Raw genomic sequence first — 19,241 nt, forward strand, 5'->3', positions numbered from 1 at the left:
TTAACCTTAAGCCTCTGCCGAAATGGCCAAGGTCTTGGCGTGGGCGTCGATGACTTTTGCTAGGGCGACATCACGGTCGGTTATCTCACCCACATCGTGGCTGGTGAGGGTGATTTCCACAAAACCATAGGTGAGAAGGATATCGGGGTGGTGGTTGGCTTCTTCTGCGGAGTCGGCAATGAGGTTGACAAATTTCATGCCAGTGGAGAATTTTCCGGTGTTGAAATGTGCGGTGAGCTTGGCGTTGGCGGAGGACCAGTGTGGGGAGACGTCGAAAAGCGAATTCATGGCCCCATCTTGCCTTAAAATGGCGCACATGCGCTTACTGCTGACCTCCTTTGGCCATGATCATATTCGGGATTTTGTACGCGGTACCGTGGCGTATATCCCTGATGCGACCAGGCTTTTTGCTGATAGTCCCGAGGCTGCTCCTTTTATGGAGACGGAGCGAAATATGCTGCGCGAGCACGGCTTGAGCATTCGTGAGCTGCCGATTTCCACGTCGACTCCGGAGGAAGTGGATCGGGTGCTTGGTGAGGTTGATGGGGTGTATGTGGCGGGCGGTGAGACTTTTGATCTGATGTGGCTGCTGCGTTCCACAGGCAATGATGAGGTGTTGATTAAGCATGTTCGCGCTGGTCTACCGTATATTGGAACGAGCGCCGGCGCGGTAATTGCAGGTCCTTCGATTGAACCGATCAGCTTTTTGGATAGCCCCGATGTCGCGCCGAATTTAAGCGACTATTCAGGTCTAGGCCTGTGCGAGCATGTCGTGGTGCCCCATGCTGGTGGCACGATCCCGCAATTTCCCATCGATGTGTTTGCGGAAACCGTGCGCACCTACGGCGCCGAATTCCCGCTGGTCCTGCTTAAAGATGGACAGGCACTGCTTATCGACGACCACGGCGTCCACCTAATTTAGGATGGTTCCCCATGAGCACCCCAACTGTTGATGAGATTCTAGAGCGCGCCCACGTGGTGTCGCTGCCGATGCGTGTGAAGTTTCGTGGCGTCACCACCAGGGAGGCTTTGCTGATTGAAGGCCCTGCTGGTTGGGGAGAGTTCGCGCCCTTCCTTGAGTATGACCCGCAAGAATCGGCCAGTTGGCTAAAGTCCGGCATTGAAGCAGCGTGGGAGGGTTTTCCGGCGCCGTTGCGTGATCGCGTGGAAGTCAATGCCACCATCCCAGCTGTTCCGGCCGATCAAGTGGCAGAAGTTTTGGACCGTTTCCCAGGCTGTCGCACCATCAAAGTAAAGGTCGCGGAACCAGGCCAGACCTTGGCTGATGACATCGCGCGAGTTGCCGCTGCCCGTGAGGCACGCCCCGGCGCGATCATCCGTGTTGATGCCAATTGTGGGTGGAGTGTGGAGCAGGCGGTGGAGGCGGCTCAGGCGTTGGCGCCGTTGGATTATTTAGAGCAGCCGTGTGCCACCGTGGAGGAACTGGCGGAAGTGCGCATGACGGTGCAGCGGCGCGGACTTTTTGTGCGCGTTGCAGCGGATGAATCGATCAGAAAATCTGATGATCCTTATCGGGTGGCGGATCTGCGTGCTGCGGATGTGGCTGTGGTGAAGGTTGCTCCTTTGGGTGGTGTGAAAAGGGTACTTGAGGTGGTGCAACATTTGCGGGCGCGCACGATGGACATCACTGTAGCAAGTGCGTTGGACACGGTTGTGGGGATGAATGCTGGGTTGGCTGCGGTGGCGGCGTTGCCGAAGTTGGATGATGACGATCTCATTGATGTGCCACCAGCGGCGGCGGGTCTTGCGACTTCGCAGTTGTTCCTGGAGGATGTCGCGACCCCGCACGCAATCACTGATGGGTTCATGGAAACGCGTGTAATTGCCCCGGAAATGGATCGTTTGGAAACGCTTGCTGCCAGCAAAGATAGGCGTGATTGGTGGTTTGAGCGCGTGCGTGAATCGTATCCGTACCTGGAGACGATCTAGACTGTTGTGCATGTCCAGCACGCCAGCTCAAGATCTTGCCCGCGCCGTTATTGATTCCCTCGCACCACACGTCACTGACGTGGTGTTATGCCCAGGATCCAGGAACTCACCGTTGTCGCTTGAGTTGCTGGCGCGGCAGGATCTGCGTGTCCATGTGCGTATCGACGAGCGCAGCGCCTCATTTTTGGCGCTGTCCCTAGCGCGTACCCAGGCCCGGCCGGTGGCTGTGGTGATGACCTCCGGCACGGCTGTAGCTAACTGCCTGCCTGCTGTTGCTGAAGCTGCGCATGCCCATATCCCGTTGATTGTGCTCTCTGCTGACCGTCCTGCACATTTGGTGGGAACGGGGGCGAGCCAAACGATTAACCAGACCGGTATTTTTGGTGATCTTGCACCGACGGTCGGTATCACTGAGCTGGATCAGGTAGCGCAGATTGCTGAAAGCCTTGCTCAGGGGGCTTCCCAGATTCCGCGTCATTTCAATCTTGCACTTGATGTTCCTTTGGTTGCTCCTGAACTGCCAGAGCTTCATGGTGAGGCAGTTGGAGCATCATGGACGCATCGCTGGATCAACCACGGTGAGGTGACCGTGGACCTGGGGGAGCACACCCTCGTGATTGCCGGTGATGAAGCATGGGAAGTGGAAGGGCTGGAAGATGTGCCCACCATCGCTGAACCTACTGCACCAAAGCCTTATAATCCGGTGCACCCACTGGCTGCTGAAATCTTGCTGAAGGAGCAGGTCTCCGCGGAAGGCTATGTGGTAAACACCAGGCCTGATCATGTGATCGTGGTGGGACACCCCACGCTGCACCGCGGAGTGTTGAAGTTGATGTCAGATCCTGGCATTAAATTAACTGTGCTTTCACGCACCGATATCATCACTGATCCCGGCCGCCATGCCGATCAGGTGGGCAGCACAGTGAAAGTCACCGGCACCCAGGAAAAGCAGTGGCTAAAGATCTGTTCGGCAGCATCAGAACTTGCGGCCGATGGTGTGCGTGACGTCCTGGACAACCAAGAATTCGGTTTCACCGGCCTCCATGTTGCCGCAGCCGTGGCGGATACCTTAGGCACCGGCGATACTCTCTTTGCTGCAGCATCCAACTCAATCCGTGACCTCTCCCTGGTGGGTATGCCTTTTGATGGCGTGGATACCTTCTCCCCACGAGGTGTCGCAGGCATTGATGGTTCTGTTGCTCAAGCAATCGGCACTTCACTTGCTGTGCAGTCCCGCCACCCCGATGAAATCCGCGCGCCACGCACTGTGGCCCTTCTGGGCGATCTGTCGTTCCTTCACGATATTGGCGGACTGCTCATCGGCCCTGATGAACCACGCCCAGAAAACCTCACCATCGTGGTCTCCAACGACAACGGTGGCGGAATCTTCGAACTCCTAGAAACCGGCGCAGATGGTCTCCGCCCCAACTTCGAGCGTGCTTTCGGTACCCCACACGACGCGTCCATCGCGGATCTCTGCGCAGGCTACGGCATTGAACACCAAGTGGTAGACAACCTCCAAGACCTCATCATCGCGCTAGTTGATACCACCGAAGTATCCGGATTCACCATTATTGAAGCTTCGACCGTCCGAGATACCCGCCGTGCACAACAGCAAGCTCTCATGGACACGGTGCACTAAATGGAGTGGTACCAAGTGCGCCGACGGGCCCGACAACTGCTCATTGTCCTTTTTATAGCAGCGATGCTCGGAGCAGCCTCCATGGTGATCGGGCCATTCCTTAACGACCGCACTATCGAAGGCAACTCCGGGCGCGCCTTGGCACAAGTAACCAACGTCGGCAGCTACCGCACAACGGTGGATTTCCAAGATGAAAACGGCATCTATCACTCACCAGCCACCGGCCTGTTGTTCCCCACGGGACTGGGCGAGGGGCAACGCGTGTGGGTGAACTACGCCAAATCAGATCCAGACCTGGTCAAAGTAGAAGGCCGCAAGTGGACACTGTCCATCATCCCAGCGCTTAGTGTCGCAGCTGTCGCCACCGCTACCTGGTCAGTACTATGGCTGGGAGTGGGCAGATTCGGAAGACGATCCGACGACGCCAACGAAACCACAGTGTAAAGCTCTATGCCGGGAGCATTCACCAGGATGTAACCGAAAAGATCTCAACACTTAAATAAAGTTCTCGATAAAGCCATGTTCGGTTAACTGCGATGTAGGCATGATGTGGAGATAATAAGGCCCATGCGGGTAGCAATTGTTGCAGAGTCGTTCCTTCCAAATGTCAACGGAGTCACCAACTCGGTGCTCCGGGTGTTGGAGCATTTGAAAGCCAACGGACACGACGCGCTCGTCATCGCGCCGGGTGCCCGGGATTTTGAAGAAGAAATCGGCCACTACCTGGGCTTTGAAATTGTGCGCGTCCCCACCGTTCGGGTCCCACTGATTGATTCACTGCCCATCGGTGTTCCTCTGCCCTCAGTTACCTCTGTGCTGCGCGAGTACAACCCAGACATCATTCACCTGGCATCCCCATTTGTGCTCGGTGGAGCGGCAGCATTCGCAGCAAGGCAGCTGCGCATCCCAGCAATTGCTATCTATCAAACTGATGTCGCAGGGTTCTCCCAGCGCTACCACCTGGCACCGTTGGCCACTGCAAGCTGGGAATGGATCAAGACGGTCCACAACATGTGCCAGCGCACCCTTGCTCCCTCATCCATGAGCATTGACGAGCTGCGTGACCACGGAATTAATGATATTTTCCACTGGGCTCGGGGCGTGGACTCCAAGCGTTTCCACCCTGGAAAGCGTTCCGTAGCGCTACGTAAGTCTTGGGATCCAAGTGGAGCAAAGAAGATCGTTGGTTTCGTTGGGCGCCTTGCATCCGAAAAGGGCGTGGAGTGCCTTGCTGGATTATCCGGACGCTCAGACATCCAATTGGTCATCGTCGGTGATGGCCCAGAGGCCAAGTACCTGCAGGAAATGATGCCGGATGCGATCTTCACAGGAGCTCTCGGCGGCGAGGAACTAGCCACCACCTACGCATCACTCGATCTGTTTGTGCACCCAGGTGAGTTTGAAACCTTCTGCCAGGCGATCCAGGAAGCCCAAGCATCAGGTGTGCCCACCATTGGCCCACGCGCAGGTGGTCCCATTGATTTGATCAACGAAGGCGTCAACGGCCTGCTTCTTGATGTTGTAGATTTCAAGGAAACCCTCCCCGCTGCAGCCGAATGGATTTTGGACGATTCCCGCCACTCCGAAATGTGCGCAGCTGCTTGGGAAGGTGTGAAAGACAAGACCTGGGAAGCTTTGTGCACCCAGCTTCTCCAGCACTACGCGGATGTAATCGCATTGTCACAGCGCATCCCACTGACATTCTTTGGCCCTAGCGCTGAAGTAGCAAAGCTTCCACTGTGGGTTGCTCGCGCGCTGGGTGTTCGCACCCGCATCAGCATCGAGGCTTAACTCTGCAGAATTAATCCATGGGAGTAGGATTAGCGCCCATTAACGCTTCACATCCTTATATTCCCAAGGAGCACGACCATTTCTGATTCAGCAGTCCAGGAGAATCACGAACCGCACCTCAAGCGCGGTTTGAGCAATAGACACCTTCAGCTCATCGCCATCGGCGGAGCGATCGGTACGGGTCTGTTCATGGGGTCCGGCAAGACGATCTCCGTTGCGGGGCCATCAGTAATTTTGGTGTACGCCATTATTGGTTTCATGCTTTTCTTCGTCATGCGTGCCATGGGAGAGCTGCTGCTCGCCAATTTGAATTACAAATCTTTGCGCGATGCGGTCTCTGATATTTTGGGTCCTGGCGCAGGTTTTGTCACCGGCTGGACATATTGGTTCTGCTGGATTGCCACAGGCATGGCGGACATCGTGGCGATCACTGGATACACCCAATACTGGTGGCCTGAGATCCCATTGTGGCTTCCAGGTGTGCTCACCATTGCGTTGCTGTTTGCCCTGAACTTGGCTGCGGTACGACTGTTCGGTGAGATGGAGTTTTGGTTCGCCATCATCAAAATCGTGGCTATCGTGTCCTTGATCGTCGTGGGACTTTTCATGGTGGTCACAGCCTTTGAATCACCTAATGGCACCACCGCGCAGTTCAACAACCTCATTGAGCATGGCGGATTTTTCCCCAACGGCATCACCGGTTTCTTGGCTGGTTTCCAGATCGCTATCTTTGCGTTCGTCGGGATTGAACTTGCCGGCACTGCAGCTGCAGAGACTGAGAATCCCACCAAGACGCTTCCTCGGGCAATCAACTCCATTCCCATCCGCATCGTGGTGTTCTATGTTTTGGCGTTGGCTGTCATCATGATGGTCACCCCATGGGATCAGGTCCGTGCTGACAACAGCCCATTCGTGCAGATGTTCGCGCTGGCAGGAATCCCAGCGGCGGCAGGCATCATTAACTTTGTGGTCATCACTTCTGCAGCGTCGTCTGCCAACAGTGGTATTTTCTCCACCTCCCGCATGTTGTATGGATTGTCTTTGGAAGGCGCAGCTCCGAAACGGTGGAGCCGGTTGTCCAAGAACTTGGTGCCAGCCAGGGGATTGACTTTTTCTGTGATTTGCCTCATTCCAGCGGTGGGTTTGCTGTACGCTGGCGGCACTGTCATCGAGGCATTCACACTGATCACCACGGTTTCTTCGGTGTTGTTCATGGTGGTGTGGTCCTACATTTTGGTGGCTTATATCGTCTACCGCCGCAACAGCCCGGAATTACACAAAAAGTCGATTTTCAAAATGCCTGGCGGCGTGGTCATGGCAGTTGTGGTGTTGGTGTTCTTCGCAGCGATGTTGGTGGTGCTGTCCCTGGAGCCGGATACCCGTGCAGCGCTCATCGCGACGCCAGTGTGGTTCATCATTTTGGGTATCGGTTGGTTGTCCATCGGTGGAGCTAAGGGCGCTAAGCATCGCAGCCAAATAACCTCCCACTAAAGCTCCTGGGTTAGACTCGAACGCGTGGCTAAAGCAGATTTAGACAAGGACCCCTTCGACGTAGCGTCAATGTTCGATGACGTCGGAAAGAACTACGATCTCACCAATACCGTGCTTTCTTTTGGTCAGGACCGTGTGTGGCGAAAGCGCACTAGGCAGCGCCTGGACCTCAAGCCAGGGGAGAAGGTGCTTGATCTAGCTGCAGGAACAGCCGTTTCCACCGTGGAGTTGGCAAAATCCGGCGCGTTTTGTGTGGCGTGTGATTTCTCCCAGGGCATGCTCGCCGCAGGTAAAGACCGCGATGTGTCCAAGGTTGTGGGCGATGGCATGCAGTTGCCGTTTGCAGACAACAGCTTTGATGCTGTGACCATTTCTTATGGTCTGCGCAATATTCACGATTTCCGCGCTGGCCTGAAAGAAATGGCCCGCGTGACTAAACCTGGTGGACGCCTCACCGTGGCGGAGTTCTCCACCCCCGTGATCCCTGTGTTCGGCACCGTGTACAAGGAGTACCTCATGCGCCTGCTGCCCCAGGCGGCGCGCGCAGTATCGTCCAACCCGGAGGCCTACATTTACCTGGCTGATTCCATCCGCGCATGGCCTAGCCAGGCGGAACTAGCACGGGAGATCAACCAGAATGGTTGGTCAGATTGCGGTTGGCAGAACCTGACCTTCGGCATCGTCGCGCTGCACTCGGCGATTAAACCAGAGAACTAGTCGAGTCCCACAGAGGGGAGCCCTTCCGCGCCCAACTAATCGCGGATCCGGCGGCCTGCCAACCCCTGGCGAGCAGGTCTTTATCCTCCTCTGTGATCAGGTTGCCCATCAAACGCGCAGCCGCCGGCATGATGGCCTTTTGCAGCGGCCCGCGGAATGCGAGCGGCCCAGCCATCGGCAAAAACTGCGGGTACGTCAGCAGTCGAGCAGCCGTGCGCGCCAACATGAAGGTCTCGCCGTACGCGTCGCGCAACCTATGTGGCCATACCAAGGTCAAATCGCGCTTGGGGTTTTCCACAAGCGTGTCGACGGCCATCGCCGCGGTTTCCAGGCCATAGTCGATGCCTTCGCCGTTCAGCGGGTTCACACACGCGGCGGAATCGCCGATCAGCATCCAGTTCGCGCCAGCCACATTCGACACCGCGCCGCCCATAGGCAGCAGGGCAGAGGCGACGTCGTGCTCGGGCCCGAGTTGCCATGCTTTACGACGCTGACCCGCATAGAAGCTCAACAATTTCTTCGTATTGATCTTCGCTGGTCTCGTATCCGTCGAGAGCGCGCCACAACCCAAATTCACCGTGCCGTTGCCCAGCGGGAAAATCCACCCATATCCTGGCTGCACCACACCATCTTCATCGCGCAGTTCCACATGGGAGTGAATCCACGGTTCATCAGACAGCGGAGTTTCACAATAAGCACGAGCCGCAATGCCATACACCTCATCGCGTTGCCACTGCCTACCCAGTTTCTTACCGAAAGGGGAGCGGACACCATCGGCAATAATCACATGCTTCGCCTTGACGGTTTTCTCTTGCCCTGCGTGATTAATCACAACGCCTTCCAAGAAATTCCCCCTCAAAATGGGGTCTTGGGCGCTCGCGTTCTCCCACGTGGTTACTTCCTCATGAGATTTTGCCAAGCGGAATAACAAATCATCGAACTCCATCCGCGACATCGCGGAACCCTTATTCGTGAAATATGTCTCCGGCCACGGCGCCTCAACAGAGCCACCAAAACCATGCAGTTTCAAGCCCTTGTTGAAATAATCCCCGGTAACCTGATCAGCAACACCTAGAAGTTCTAGCTGGTGAATCGCACGGGGAGTAAGGCCATCGCCACACGTTTTATCCCGCGGGAAGGAGGAGGCGTCGATAAGCAATGTTTGAAGCCCAGTCCTGGCCGCATGGACGGCGGCGCTGGCACCTGAGGGGCCCGCGCCGATGATCAACACATCAAAAGTTGTAGACACAAACCCCATTGTCTCAGTCCGGAGAGCAAGAAGACTAACCCAAGGTGCTTCAAGTGCCTTCCGTCGACTACGGTTAAACAAAAAGCTTTTTGTCCATTTCACTGGATTCACCGAAAGAATGAATCCACACTCGATCACCAAAGGTAGCGATGAATGAGTAGCGGCCGAACCGTTCCAACCCGTTCCCACGGGCTCGGAAAAGAAGGTGTATCCACCACAGGAGCATCTCAGGTCGAGTTTGGTGATCCCGAGCTAACGGCCAGGATCAATGACGCCATGGTGCAGGTAGAAGAACTCCTGCACACTGAACTATCGTCCGGGGAAGACTTCCTCGTCGATATCGTCATGCACCTAACACGAGCCGGCGGCAAACGATTCCGCCCCATGTTTGCACTGCTGGCCTCCGAGTTCGGTGAAAAACCACTCTCCGAAAACGTCATCAAAGCCGCCGTTGTCGTAGAGATCACCCACCTGGCCACCCTGTACCACGACGATGTCATGGACGAGGCATCCATGCGCCGCGGCGTCCCAAGTGCTAACGCGCGATGGGACAACTCCGTAGCCATCCTCGCAGGCGACATCCTCCTAGCACATGCATCAGGTCTGATGAGTCAGCTGGGTACCGACACAGTCGCCCACTTTGCCGAAACATTCGGCGAACTAGTCACCGGCCAAATGCGCGAAACAGTCGGGCCACGCGACACCGACCCGATCGAGCACTACACCAACGTAATCCGTGAAAAAACTGGTGTCCTCATCGCCTCCGCAGGCTATTTGGGAGCCATGCACGCAGGCGCCGCACCTGAACACATCGACGCCCTGAAGAACTTCGGCGCAGCCGTCGGCATGATCTTCCAAATCGTCGACGACATCATCGACATCTTCTCGGAAACCCACGAATCCGGAAAAACGCCCGGCACCGACCTCCGCGAAGGTGTATTCACCCTCCCAGTGCTCTACGCACTCCGTGAAGACACCCCCGTCGGCGCAGAACTCCGCGACATCCTCACCGGCCCTCTAGAAGACGACGAGACCGTCAACCACGTCCTCGAGCTCCTCTCCCAATCCGGCGGACGCCAAGCAGCCCTCGACGAGGTCTACCGCTACATGGACATCGCCAACGCAGAACTCGACCGCCTCCCAGACAGCACCGTCAAGGAAGCCCTCCGCAACCTTGCAACCTTCACAGTCAAGCGCGTCGGATAACCCCGTAATCCACCACTTAACCTGCCGATTTGCATAACAGGCGGGGTCTCATAGTAAAGTATGAGGCGCACCAAACGAGGTGCCCGCCAGATTGCCCGAGCGGCCAATGGGAGCGGACTGTAAATCCGTCGGCTTGCGCCTACGTAGGTTCGAATCCTACATCTGGCACAATCACCCGCTGCACTTTCTTAGGAAAGTGCAGCGGGTTTTTGCATGCGTGGACTTTTTGAGGATCTTTCTGGGATCCCCAGAGGAGTAGCGGCGGCGTTGGCTCCGTAAGTTCGATTTCACGGTAGCGGTTTCTCAACTACGGTTTCTTGCGCTCAATTTCTTAAGAGCGATTTCACTCGGTTTTTGGTGGTTTTGCGAATGGTCTCGAAGGTAAGAAATTGGATTTGAGAAATTGTATTTGAGGTATCGAACTTAAGTGGGGGAGTCCTTCGCCTCGATATGGCGGCAGCAGTCCTATTGCTCGACTTCGCGTGTGCTGACTTCTCATACTCAACTTCTCGTCAGACGACTTCAGTAGGAAATCCTGACAGCACCGACTGAAGTCGAGCATAAGAAGTCGGTGTTAAGATGTCGTCGTTGAGGTGTTGCCTTCGAGAAATTGAACTTAAGGCAACCACACCAAGCGTCTGTTGCAGATAACTCAATCCATTGTCACTTTAGGGCGTCTTTGAGTGCTGAAAAGTGGCGCCTGACCAGTGATTTTGTGTTTCTTCAAGTTCACGCTAATCTACTTAAGACTTCAACGGAGCACAGCCAGGCTGTTTTTGAAGAAGTAGATGCCCCCTTAGCTCAGTCGGTAGAGCGTTTCCATGGTAAGGAAAAGGTCAACAGTTCGATTCTGTTAGGGGGCTCTTTTTGCATTTCTGGACCATTTTGGAATCATTTCTGGATCTCTTTAGGTCACAAATGCACACCTGGCAGACGCACTCAAGGCGTGAGTTTTTAGTTTCAGGCCACATGCATCGCAGTAGGGGTGCAATTTAATCCAAGAAAACCTTTAGCTTCCTGCAGATTTGTGTTGCGGTAGCGGTTCGGGTTAAAGTTCTTAAGGCTTCAACGGAGCGCAGCGGTAGTTATACGGACTGCATTTCAAAGAGCTTGACGCCCCCTTAGCTCAGTCGGTAGAGCGTTTCCATGGTAAGGAAAAGGTCAACAGTTCGATTCTGTTAGGGGGCTCTGTTGCTTTTATTCTCGTAAGAGATGTTGAGCAATGTGGCGGTGTAGCTCAGTGGTAGAGCAAGCGACTCATAATCGCTGTGTCGCGAGTTCAATTCTCGCCATCGCTACCGCGGATGAAACCGCTTCTAACTGCAAATTTTTTGAGGTTAGAAGCGGTGTTTTCGCAAATTGACAGGCTGATGGTAACATTGCCTGTGCTCCATAGGGGCGTAGCTCAATTGGCAGAGCAACGGTCTCCAAAACCGTAGGTTGCAGGTTCGATTCCTGTCGCCCCTGCAAGATGAACACCCTTGATCTGGTTAAACAATAAAACCAGATCAAGGGTGTTTTTTGTTTCATCAAGGGATCTTTCACCTGTAGCAGGTATGTCCTAATAAATATTGCGAGGGTTCGCGGGATTAATGTACTCTCGAAGGTTGAACACAGGGCTGCGATTGTGCTGGATCAAATGTCTGCACGAAAAATTGTTATCGCCCCTGGATGAGTAGTGATTTAGAGGAGTGCTGTGAGCGACGAGCAGAATTCTGGCGTAGGCGGAACGTCTCGCCCAACGGGTAAACGCCAGCTGTCGGGTGCTTCCACTACCTCTACCTCTTCTTATGAGGCTAAGCAGGTATCTACACAGAAGAAGTCATCCGGTTCGGATTCTAAGCCTGGCGGCGGTGTTATTTCTTTTCTGCCTGAGGTTGTGGGAGAAGTCCGTAAGGTTATTTGGCCTACTGCGCGCCAGATGGTCACGTACACCCTTGTCGTTTTGGGATTCTTGATTGTTTTGACCGCTTTGGTGTCTGGTGTGGATTTCCTAGCTGGTCTTGGAGTTGAGAAGATTCTGACTCCGTAGGTAGGATGTGTAACATCTTTTTTGAAAAGTCCCGCTGGTTCCCTGGAGGAGCCGGCGGGATAATTTTTGCCCAGGTGGTTGGTTTGGGGCAGCGGTTGCAATTGGATGTAATTGGTTGTTTGTCGCAGTAGCATGGGACGAAAGCTGTTAGATAGCATGTTGCATCCCTGCGTTGGCTGATTATCGCTGGGTTTTAGGGTCGATAGATAGGTTGGGAGAACACGCATTATGAGCGATGAGAACATTAACGAGTTTGAGCAGGACGAGGATCTGAACTTCGGCGCGAGCTTTAGTGATGAATTCGCAGATGACGATTTCGATGCAGAAGCAGACGTAGAAGCAGATGCTGCTGCAGAGGCCTCTGCCCTGGAAGCTGAGCAGGATCTGGAAGAAGAGACCCTAGATGCTCCAGAAGAAGCCGCAGAAGAAGCTCCTGCTGCTGCAGAGTCCGAAGCTCCAGTAGAAGAGGACGAAGAGGCTGACAGCCTTGCTCAGGCGGCTGCTGCACTTGGTGACACCGATGAGCAGGACGCGGATGCAGAGTACAAGGCTCGTCTGCGTAAGTTCACTCGTGAGCTGAAGAAGCAGCCTGGTGTTTGGTACATCATTCAGTGCTACTCCGGCTACGAGAACAAGGTGAAGGCGAACCTTGACATGCGTGCTCAGACCCTTGAGGTTGAGGATGACATCTTTGAGGTTGTTGTTCCTATCGAGCAGGTCACTGAGATCCGTGATGGTAAGCGCAAGCTGGTTAAGCGTAAGTTGCTGCCGGGCTACGTTTTGGTCCGCATGGACATGAATGACCGCGTGTGGTCTGTTGTTCGCGATACACCTGGTGTGACCAGCTTTGTGGGTAACGAGGGCAATGCAACTCCTGTGAAGCACCGCGATGTTGCGAAGTTCTTGATGCCTCAGGAGCAGGCTGTTGTCACCGGTGAGGCTGCTGCTGCGGCTGCCGAGGGTGAGCAGGTTGTGGCTATGCCTACCGATACCAAGAAGCCTCAGGTTGCTGTGGACTTCACTGTTGGTGAGGCTGTGACCATTCTGACTGGTGCTTTCGCTTCTGTTTCTGCAACGATTTCTTCTATCGATCCTGAGCTGCAGAAGCTGGAAGTTTTGGTGTCCATCTTTGGTCGTGAAACTCCTGTTGATCTCAGCTTCGACCAGGTTGAGAAGGTTAGCTAGTAGCTAAACTGCACCACTTACCCCGCATTTCCTAGGCCACATATAAGGGCTTTGGTGATGCGGGGTTTTGCGTGTAGGGTAGACAATCGCGTGTTTTTTAAGCATGCTCAAAATCATTCATCCCCGGTGGCCCGGTTACGTAAAGATCAGCAAAGATGATCAACTAAAGCGATCATCTGAAGTTGTAGCGGGACCGAGCATCCGGACGGTTACTAGTGGGGTTTCATCGTCCCAGTTGTGGCCGGTAACAAGGAAGCAGGTTTAACGATGGCTCCTAAGAAGAAGAAGAAGGTCACTGGCCTCATCAAGCTCCAGATCCAGGCAGGACAGGCAAACCCTGCTCCTCCAGTTGGCCCAGCACTTGGTGCTCACGGCGTCAACATCATGGAATTCTGCAAGGCTTACAACGCTGCGACTGAAAACCAGCGCGGCAACGTTGTTCCTGTTGAGATCACCGTTTACGAAGACCGTTCATTCGACTTCAAGCTGAAGACTCCTCCAGCTGCAAAGCTTCTTCTGAAGGCTGCTGGCCTGCAGAAGGGCTCCGGCGTTCCTCACACCCAGAAGGTCGGCAAGGTTTCCATGGCTCAGGTTCGTGAGATCGCTGAGACCAAGAAGGAAGACCTGAACGCTCGCGATATCGACGCTGCTGCGAAGATCATCGCTGGTACCGCTCGTTCCATGGGCATCACCGTCGAAGGCTAAAAGCTTTCACACCGGTTAGTGGCTCATTCAAAATGAATGGCCACCAACCAATTTTCACCAAAGTTTTATGTGGCAGGGCCAGCTCCGGCCCGTTAAACCACAGAATTCCATGAAAGGGAATTTCTAATGAGCAAGAACTCTAAGGCGTACCGCGAGGCCGCTGAGAAGATCGACGCTGGTCGCATCTACTCCCCACTCGAGGCTGCAAACCTGGTCAAGGAGACCTCCTCCAAGAACTACGACGCTTCCATCGACGTAGCTATCCGCCTGGGCGTTGACCCACGTAAGGCTGATCAGCTTGTTCGTGGCACCGTCTCCCTGCCTAACGGCACCGGTAAGACCGTTCGCGTTGCTGTGTTCGCACAGGGCGAGAAGGCTACTGAGGCTGAGGCTGCTGGCGCTGACTTCGTTGGCACCGACGAGCTCGTTGAGAAGATCCAGGGTGGCTGGACCGACTTCGACGTTGCTATTGCAACCCCTGATCAGATGGCTAAGATCGGCCGTATCGCTCGTGTCTTGGGCCCACGTGGTCTGATGCCTAACCCTAAGACCGGCACCGTCACCAACGATGTCGCTAAGGCTATCGAAGAGGTCAAGGGCGGCAAGATTTCCTTCCGCGTTGACAAGGCTTCCAACCTGCACGCTGCAATTGGTAAGGCTTCCTTCGATGCGAAGAAGCTGGCTGAGAACTACGGCGCTCTCCTCGACGAGATCATCCGTATCAAGCCTTCTTCCGCTAAGGGCATCTACGTCAAGCGCGTGACCCTGTCTTCCACCACCGGTCCTGGTGTTGAGGTTGACACTCACGTCACCAAGAACTACGCAGAAGAGGCATAAGCCTTCCCACGCGTAACTCTTTAGGCCCCATGCTTTGCATGGGGTCTTTTTATTGCTTTTCGACGTCTCCCTCCTTCGTTGCGATCACTAAGAGCAGCTCCGCTCTGGTCAGTGGATCATTGAGGTCGATTTCGCAGATCTCTTCAATGCGGATCATGCGGGTGCGCACGGTGTGGCGGTGGATGCCCAGTTCTTTGGCGGTGTCGCCTATATGTCCGCTGTGCTGAGTAAAAGACACCAAGGTGGGGGCGAGCTCGGTGTTGTTGGTGCGGTCGTGGTCGAGGAGACGGTCGTAGGTGTCGCGGGATCGGATCTTAAGGATTTTGCGCAGCTCGGGGTTTTGGAGCCACAGCAAGGTGCCGTCACGGGGTTCGGCGTGGGTTCCAAGTTGTAGGGTTTTTGCGGTGGCAGTGAGTTCGCGGATGAGTTTCTTATCGATGTTTTCCGCTCGGGTGGGCAGACCAATGCAGAGGCGAACTCCGCTTGCGGCAGTACCAAAAAGTTGCACGATGTTGTGCACGCTGCGGCTTCCGCGAAGGAAGAGGAGTTCGGTGGATTCGGCGAGGCGTAGATGAGCTAGTGCTCGTTCCTGTTTGTACAGTGCGGTGGCGACACTGGAGAGTGCTTTTCGTACTGATTGGGGTGTGTTGCCGGTGATGAGGATGGGGCGGATATTTCCGGAAGCATCAGTGATGTCAGCGAACACGCGGTGAATGGTGGCTAGGTCGTCGCTTCGACCCAGAAGTAGTGACATGGCAAGTGAGCGCACTTCGATTTCTCGGTCGCGCATGGCTTCGGGGCGTTGAAGCAAAATATCGGCAAGGCCTGCGCAGTGTCTGATCAGTGCGCGGTGTTGTTCGCTGGGGCGGGTGGGCATAAGGACTGAGAGCACGTGGTGGCGGTCGCCGTACCGGGTCATACGGTGGATGAATCCAAAGTTGGTGGCATCCGTGAGTGCTTGACTGGATCCGTTAAGGCGCGAGACAGCTTGGGGGAGTGCGTCTAGGTCATCGGTGGTAATAGAGCAAGCCACGCGGCCGTCGCTGTCCACGATGGCTACTGCACCACCCAAATAGTCGGCGGCAGCACGGCACAGGGCTTCGATGCCACCGGAGATGGCGATGGAGTTAAGCCGTTCCTGTTCCAGGAGGAGTTCTTGTTGCAGGCGGCCGGCACGGCGGGTTTGCTCATCACGCACGCTGGAGGTGATCGAGATAAATGGAATTTCACGGGGGACTTCAAAGAGGCCGAGGCCAAGGTGGAGGGAGGCGTCGATAAGCGCCTGCGGAACCTGTGGGAAGGTGAGGCCGGAGCCGAACCCGATCGCGATGACCCCTGCGTCGGCGAGTCGGTGTGCCCAATCGCGAAGCCCGTCGGGCGTTTCTGCGAAGGCGATGCCAACGGATAAGACCACGCTGTTGGGGCTGATGAAGTCGGTGGGGTCAACGAGTTCGCTGATTTGGATGACATCGAAGGTTTTGTTTGTGGGGAGAATTTCGCGGAGTTTGAGCTGGCTTTGGGTGTATAACCAGCGGACATCCATGTCTTGGGTTGGGGTTTCCATGGCGTTAAACTCCTGTCAATTATCCATATGGGCGAAATATTGTCTACAACTTCGCCCTCATGGACATATTAACTTCGTTGCCTCGGAGAGAATACTCATCACCTAGACAACAGTTTGTATCTCACCTCACAGGAGGAACCGTGGAAGATCTCTCATACCGCATCCCGCAGTCGCGCACCGTGGCCGAGCAGGTGCCAGGGCCGAAGTCGAAAGCGCTGGATGAGCGTCGACAAGCAGCAGTAGCACGAGCACTTGCACCGGGTCTGCCTGGATACGTGGTGGACGCAGACGGTGGCATCTTGGCTGACGCGGACGGCAACCGTTTCATCGACCTGGCCTCCGGCATCGCCGTGACCACGGTCGGCGGATCCAACGCGGCCGTCGCGAAAGCCGTCGGCGCCGCAGCTGCCCGCTTCACCCACACCTGCTTCATGGTCTCACCTTATGAAACTTACGTGGCCATGGCGGAGAGACTCAACGCCTTGACTCCAGGCGATCACGACAAGAAGAGCGCGCTGTTTAACTCTGGCGCCGAAGCCGTGGAAAACGCCGTCAAGGTGGCACGCGCCTACACCGGCAAGGGCGCGGTCGTGGTGTTCGACAACGCGTACCACGGACGGACCAACCTCACCATGGCGATGACCGCGAAGAACCGCCCATACAAGTCCGGATTCGGACCACTAGCCGCAGACGTCTACCGTGCACCAATGTCTTACCCACTGCGCGACGGACTGTCCGGCCCGGAAGCCGCAGAGCGCGCGATCTCCGTGATCGAATCCCAGGTCGGAGCCGAAAACCTCGCCTGCGTGGTCATTGAACCGATCCAGGGCGAAGGCGGATTCATCGTCCCCGCACCAGGATTCCTCGCAGCCATTTCCACCTGGTGCCGCGAGAACGACGTGGTGTTCATCGCCGATGAAATCCAATCTGGCTTCCTGCGCACCGGCGACTGGTTCGCCAGCGACGCAGAAGGTGTGATCCCCGACGTCATCACCACCGCAAAAGGCATCGCCGGCGGCATGCCACTATCCGCAGTGACCGGCCGCGCAGAAATCATGGACGCACCCGGCCCCGGCGCGCTCGGCGGAACCTACGGCGGAAACCCCGTTGCTTGCGCCGCGGCACTTGCAGCCATTGAAGTGATGGAACAAGCCGACCTTAAGACCCGCGCGCAAGAAATCGAGACCATCATCCGCGATGAATTCGCGCAGCTGAGTGCCTTCCCGGAGGTCGCCGAAATCCGCGGCCGCGGAGCAATGATGGCCATTGAGCTTATCGACGCTACCGGCCGCCCGAACGCAGCTTTAACCGCCGCAGTGGCTGCGCGCGCAAAAGCTGAAGGTGTGCTGCTGCTGACTTGCGGCACCGATGGCAACGTCATCCGCCTGCTGCCACCACTGGTCATTGCAGAGGACACTCTCCGTGATGGTCTTCAGGTGTTAGTCGCAGCCCTAGAGCGCGAAACCGCGCACCAGAAGGTGGGCTAAAGTGTCTTTGACCTTCCCAGTAATCAACCCCAGCGATGGCTCCACCATCACCGAGCTAGAAAACCACGATTCCACCCAGTGGATGTCCGCGCTCTCTGATGCAGTTGCAGCTGGTCCTTCATGGGCTGCGAAAACTCCCCGCGAAAGATCCGTGGTACTCACCGCAATCTTCGAAGCACTGACCGAACGCGCCCAAGAACTTGCAGAGATCATCCACCTGGAAGCTGGAAAATCCGTTGCAGAAGCTCTTGGTGAAGTCGCTTATGGTGCAGAATACTTCCGTTGGTTTGCGGAAGAAGCAGTGCGCCTGCCCGGCCGCTACGGACAGTCACCTTCCGGAATCGGTCACATCGCCGTCACCCGCGCACCCGTGGGACCAGTGCTGGCGATCACCCCATGGAATTTCCCCATCGCCATGGCCACCCGCAAAATCGCCCCAGCCCTGGCCGCTGGTTGCCCCGTGTTGGTGAAACCTGCTTCCGAAACCCCACTGACCATGGTCAAAGTGGGGGAGATCATCGCCTCCGTCTTTGATACCTTTAATATCCCGCAGGGCTTGGTCTCAATCATCACCACCACTCGAGATGCAGAGCTATCGGCAGAACTCATGGCTGATCCTCGCTTGGCTAAAGTCACCTTCACTGGATCAACCAACGTGGGACGCATCCTGGTCCGCCAATCCGCGGACCGACTGCTGCGCACCTCCATGGAACTCGGCGGAAATGCAGCTTTTGTTATCGACGAAGCCGCAGACCTCGACGAAGCCGTATCCGGTGCCATCGCCGCAAAACTCCGCAACGCCGGCCAAGTATGCATCGCAGCTAACCGTTTCTTGGTTCATGAATCCCGCGCTGCCGAATTCACCTCAAAGCTGGCGACAGCCATGCAGAACACTCCCATTGGGCCGGTGATTTCTGCCCGCCAACGCGACCGGATCGCAGCACTAGTGGATGAAGCCATCACCGACGGCGCCCGCCTCATCATCGGTGGGGAGGTCCCCGACGGCTCCGGCTTCTTCTATCCAGCCACCATCTTGGCCGATGTCCCTGCACAGTCACGGATTGTGCATGAGGAAATCTTCGGACCTGTGGCCACCATTGCCACTTTCACCGACTTGGCCGAAGGCGTTGCACAAGCAAATTCCACCGAATTCGGCCTCGCAGCCTACGGATTCAGCAACAATGTGAAAGCAACACAGTACATGGCGGAACACTTGGAAGCCGGAATGGTCGGAATCAACAGAGGCGCCATCTCTGACCCAGCAGCACCTTTTGGCGGCATCGGACAATCCGGCTTCGGCAGAGAAGGCGGAACCGAAGGAATCGAAGAATATCTCTCCGTGCGTTACCTCGCTTTGCCGTGACACATGAGCTGTCCGGTGAATA

Annotated in this window: 17 protein-coding genes and 5 tRNA genes; 19 read left to right on the top strand and 3 right to left on the bottom strand. The window is 55.7% G+C overall.

Going from position 1 to position 19,241, the window contains the following annotated elements; genetic code table 11:
• Positions 1-6 precede the first annotated feature (6 nt).
• Entirely contained in the window at positions 7-288 is a 282-nt protein-coding gene (locus CGL_RS02355; protein WP_011013667.1) for a 4a-hydroxytetrahydrobiopterin dehydratase, read from the bottom strand.
• A 28-nt stretch (positions 289-316) separates the two neighbouring features.
• Here CGL_RS02355 and CGL_RS02360 point away from each other — a divergent pair, with 28 nt between their 5' ends.
• The 7 genes from CGL_RS02360 (at position 317) to CGL_RS02390 (ending at position 7,591) form a co-directional block, all read left to right on the top strand.
• Positions 317-922 (top strand): peptidase E, encoded by a 606-nt coding sequence (locus CGL_RS02360; RefSeq protein ID WP_020948511.1) that lies wholly within the window; start codon positions 317-319, stop codon positions 920-922.
• Between the two features lie 11 nt (positions 923-933).
• Positions 934-1,950, top strand: a complete 1,017-nt coding sequence (locus tag CGL_RS02365) for an o-succinylbenzoate synthase (protein WP_011013669.1) — start codon at positions 934-936, stop codon at positions 1,948-1,950.
• A 10-nt stretch (positions 1,951-1,960) separates the two neighbouring features.
• Positions 1,961-3,592, top strand: coding sequence for a 2-succinyl-5-enolpyruvyl-6-hydroxy-3-cyclohexene-1-carboxylic-acid synthase (menD, locus tag CGL_RS02370; protein WP_011013670.1), 1,632 nt, complete (start codon positions 1,961-1,963; stop codon positions 3,590-3,592).
• Positions 3,593-4,036 carry a DUF3592 domain-containing protein gene (locus tag CGL_RS02375; RefSeq protein WP_011013671.1) on the top strand — a complete coding sequence of 148 codons (444 nt, stop codon included), beginning with the start codon at positions 3,593-3,595 and terminating at the stop codon, positions 4,034-4,036.
• Positions 4,037-4,159: 123 nt separating this feature from the next.
• Positions 4,160-5,383 (top strand): glycosyltransferase family 4 protein, encoded by a 1,224-nt coding sequence (locus tag CGL_RS02380; RefSeq protein WP_011013672.1) that lies wholly within the window; start codon positions 4,160-4,162, stop codon positions 5,381-5,383.
• 129 nt (positions 5,384-5,512) lie between these two features.
• Positions 5,513-6,874 carry a D-serine/D-alanine/glycine transporter gene (gene cycA / locus CGL_RS02385; protein ID WP_011013673.1) on the top strand — a complete coding sequence of 454 codons (1,362 nt, stop codon included), beginning with the start codon at positions 5,513-5,515 and terminating at the stop codon, positions 6,872-6,874.
• 24 nt (positions 6,875-6,898) lie between these two features.
• A complete protein-coding gene (locus CGL_RS02390) occupies positions 6,899-7,591 on the top strand; it encodes a demethylmenaquinone methyltransferase (protein ID WP_011013674.1) in 693 nt (230 codons plus the stop codon).
• Here CGL_RS02390 and CGL_RS02395 read toward each other — a convergent pair.
• Positions 7,575-8,849 (bottom strand): geranylgeranyl reductase family protein, encoded by a 1,275-nt coding sequence (locus CGL_RS02395; RefSeq protein ID WP_011013675.1) that lies wholly within the window; start codon positions 8,847-8,849, stop codon positions 7,575-7,577. The genes CGL_RS02390 and CGL_RS02395 overlap by 17 nt on opposite strands.
• Positions 8,850-8,993: 144 nt before the next feature.
• On the opposite strand from CGL_RS02395, the gene CGL_RS02400 reads away from it, so the two are divergent.
• From CGL_RS02400 to rplA, 10 genes are all read left to right on the top strand, one after another.
• Positions 8,994-10,046, top strand: a complete 1,053-nt coding sequence (locus CGL_RS02400; protein WP_011013676.1) for a polyprenyl synthetase family protein — start codon at positions 8,994-8,996, stop codon at positions 10,044-10,046.
• Positions 10,047-10,131: 85 nt separating this feature from the next.
• Positions 10,132-10,214, top strand: a tRNA-Tyr gene (locus CGL_RS02405).
• Positions 10,215-10,836: 622 nt separating this feature from the next.
• Positions 10,837-10,909: transfer RNA gene (locus CGL_RS02410), tRNA-Thr, on the top strand.
• A 252-nt stretch (positions 10,910-11,161) separates the two neighbouring features.
• Positions 11,162-11,234 (top strand) — tRNA-Thr (locus tag CGL_RS02415).
• A gap of 38 nt (positions 11,235-11,272) precedes the next feature.
• A tRNA-Met gene (locus CGL_RS02420) sits at positions 11,273-11,344 on the top strand.
• 96 nt (positions 11,345-11,440) lie between these two features.
• A tRNA-Trp gene (locus CGL_RS02425) sits at positions 11,441-11,513 on the top strand.
• A gap of 229 nt (positions 11,514-11,742) precedes the next feature.
• Positions 11,743-12,078: a preprotein translocase subunit SecE gene (gene secE / locus CGL_RS02430; RefSeq protein ID WP_011013677.1), complete on the top strand. Its 336-nt coding sequence runs from the start codon at positions 11,743-11,745 to the stop codon at positions 12,076-12,078.
• Between the two features lie 228 nt (positions 12,079-12,306).
• Positions 12,307-13,263 carry a transcription termination/antitermination protein NusG gene (gene nusG, locus CGL_RS02435; protein ID WP_011013678.1) on the top strand — a complete coding sequence of 319 codons (957 nt, stop codon included), beginning with the start codon at positions 12,307-12,309 and terminating at the stop codon, positions 13,261-13,263.
• Positions 13,264-13,530: 267 nt separating this feature from the next.
• Positions 13,531-13,968 carry a 50S ribosomal protein L11 gene (gene rplK, locus CGL_RS02440; protein ID WP_011013679.1) on the top strand — a complete coding sequence of 146 codons (438 nt, stop codon included), beginning with the start codon at positions 13,531-13,533 and terminating at the stop codon, positions 13,966-13,968.
• Positions 13,969-14,094: 126 nt separating this feature from the next.
• Positions 14,095-14,805 (top strand): 50S ribosomal protein L1, encoded by a 711-nt coding sequence (gene rplA, locus CGL_RS02445; protein ID WP_011013680.1) that lies wholly within the window; start codon positions 14,095-14,097, stop codon positions 14,803-14,805.
• 49 nt (positions 14,806-14,854) lie between these two features.
• Here rplA and CGL_RS02450 read toward each other — a convergent pair whose 3' ends face one another.
• A complete protein-coding gene (locus tag CGL_RS02450) occupies positions 14,855-16,369 on the bottom strand; it encodes a PucR family transcriptional regulator (protein WP_011013681.1) in 1,515 nt (504 codons plus the stop codon).
• A 140-nt stretch (positions 16,370-16,509) separates the two neighbouring features.
• Between CGL_RS02450 and gabT the strand changes: the two genes are divergently transcribed.
• Together gabT and CGL_RS02460 are read left to right on the top strand one after the other, a co-directional pair.
• Positions 16,510-17,856 (top strand): 4-aminobutyrate--2-oxoglutarate transaminase, encoded by a 1,347-nt coding sequence (gabT, locus tag CGL_RS02455; protein WP_011013682.1) that lies wholly within the window; start codon positions 16,510-16,512, stop codon positions 17,854-17,856.
• A 1-nt stretch (position 17,857) separates the two neighbouring features.
• Positions 17,858-19,219 (top strand): NAD-dependent succinate-semialdehyde dehydrogenase, encoded by a 1,362-nt coding sequence (locus CGL_RS02460; RefSeq protein ID WP_011013683.1) that lies wholly within the window; start codon positions 17,858-17,860, stop codon positions 19,217-19,219.
• The last annotated feature ends 22 nt before the right edge of the window (positions 19,220-19,241 follow it).

The organism is Corynebacterium glutamicum ATCC 13032 (genome assembly GCF_000011325.1).
Lineage (GTDB): Bacteria > Actinomycetota > Actinomycetes > Mycobacteriales > Mycobacteriaceae > Corynebacterium > Corynebacterium glutamicum.

What these genes read in the sequence shown, in the direction of transcription:
- CGL_RS02360 (WP_020948511.1), top strand. Translation starts at nt 317, where the DNA reads ATGCGCTTACTGCTGACCTCCTTTGGCCATGATCATATTCGGGATTTT.
- nusG (WP_011013678.1), top strand. Translation starts at nt 12,307, where the DNA reads ATGAGCGATGAGAACATTAACGAGTTTGAGCAGGACGAGGATCTGAAC.
- CGL_RS02365 (WP_011013669.1), top strand. Translation starts at nt 934, where the DNA reads ATGAGCACCCCAACTGTTGATGAGATTCTAGAGCGCGCCCACGTGGTG.
- CGL_RS02375 (WP_011013671.1), top strand. Translation starts at nt 3,593, where the DNA reads ATGGAGTGGTACCAAGTGCGCCGACGGGCCCGACAACTGCTCATTGTC.
- rplA (WP_011013680.1), top strand. Translation starts at nt 14,095, where the DNA reads ATGAGCAAGAACTCTAAGGCGTACCGCGAGGCCGCTGAGAAGATCGAC.
- CGL_RS02395 (WP_011013675.1), bottom strand. Translation starts at nt 8,849, where the DNA reads ATGGGGTTTGTGTCTACAACTTTTGATGTGTTGATCATCGGCGCGGGC.
- CGL_RS02355 (WP_011013667.1), bottom strand. Translation starts at nt 288, where the DNA reads ATGAATTCGCTTTTCGACGTCTCCCCACACTGGTCCTCCGCCAACGCC.
- rplK (WP_011013679.1), top strand. Translation starts at nt 13,531, where the DNA reads ATGGCTCCTAAGAAGAAGAAGAAGGTCACTGGCCTCATCAAGCTCCAG.
- CGL_RS02400 (WP_011013676.1), top strand. Translation starts at nt 8,994, where the DNA reads ATGAGTAGCGGCCGAACCGTTCCAACCCGTTCCCACGGGCTCGGAAAA.
- CGL_RS02450 (WP_011013681.1), bottom strand. Translation starts at nt 16,369, where the DNA reads ATGGAAACCCCAACCCAAGACATGGATGTCCGCTGGTTATACACCCAA.
- CGL_RS02380 (WP_011013672.1), top strand. Translation starts at nt 4,160, where the DNA reads ATGCGGGTAGCAATTGTTGCAGAGTCGTTCCTTCCAAATGTCAACGGA.
- menD (WP_011013670.1), top strand. Translation starts at nt 1,961, where the DNA reads ATGTCCAGCACGCCAGCTCAAGATCTTGCCCGCGCCGTTATTGATTCC.